Source organism: Streptomyces sp. NPDC058469 (assembly GCF_042721125.1).
Taxonomy (GTDB): Bacteria; Actinomycetota; Actinomycetes; order Streptomycetales; family Streptomycetaceae; genus Streptomyces.
In genome coordinates, this window is record NZ_JBHXME010000368.1 from 1 (window position 1) to 1,065 (window position 1,065).

The following is a 1,065-nucleotide window of genomic DNA, read 5'->3' on the forward strand; positions in this document are numbered from 1 at the left end:
CAGTTGTAGGACACTCTATACGGAGTTACAAAGGAACGGGGTAAATGAAGCGACCTGGAAAGGTCCGTCAAAGAAGGTAAAAACCCTGTAGTTGAAACTTCGTTCCCTCCTGAGTGGATCCTGAGTACGGCGGGACACGAGAAATCCCGTCGGAAGCAGGGAGGACCATCTCCCAAGGCTAAATACTACCTAGTGACCGATAGTGAACCAGTACCGTGAGGGAAAGGTGAAAAGCACCCCGGAAGGGGAGTGAAAGAGATCCTGAAACCGTGTGCCTACAAGTAGTCAGAGCCCGTTAATGGGTGATGGCGTGCCTTTTGTAGAATGAACCGGCGAGTTACGATCCCGTGCAAGGTTAAGCAGAAGATGCGGAGCCGCAGCGAAAGCGAGTCTGAATAGGGCGAATGAGTATGAGGTCGTAGACCCGAAACCAGGTGATCTACCCATGTCCAGGGTGAAGTTCAGGTAACACTGAATGGAGGCCCGAACCCACGCACGTTGAAAAGTGCGGGGATGAGGTGTGGGTAGGGGAGAAATTCCAATCGAACCTGGAGATAGCTGGTTCTCTCCGAAATAGCTTTAGGGCTAGCCTCAAGATGAGAGTATTGGAGGTAGAGCACTGATTGGACTAGGGGCCCCCAACGGGTTACCGAATTCAGTCAAACTCCGAATGCCAAATACTTATTCTTGGGAGTCAGACTGCGAGTGATAAGATCCGTAGTCAAGAGGGAAACAGCCCAGACCGCCAGCTAAGGTCCCAAAGTATACGTTAAGTGGAAAAGGATGTGGAGTTGCTTAGACAACCAGGATGTTGGCTTAGAAGCAGCCACCATTTAAAGAGTGCGTCATAGCTCACTGGTCGAGTGACTCTGGGCAGAAAATGTACCGGGGCTAAACGTATCACCGAAGCTGTGGATTGACACCATTAGGTGTCGATGGTAGGAGAGCGTTCTAAGGGCGTTGAAGTCAGACCGGAAGGACTGGTGGAGCGCTTAGAAGTGAGAATGCCGGTATGAGTAGCGAAAGAAGGGTGAGAATCCCTTCCACCGAATGCCTAAGGTTTCC

General features: G+C 51.1%; 1 rRNA gene. It reads left to right on the plus strand.

What is annotated here, in order from left to right:
• Nucleotides 1-1,065 (plus strand): 23S ribosomal RNA (locus ACFWP5_RS52510); the annotation flags it as partial.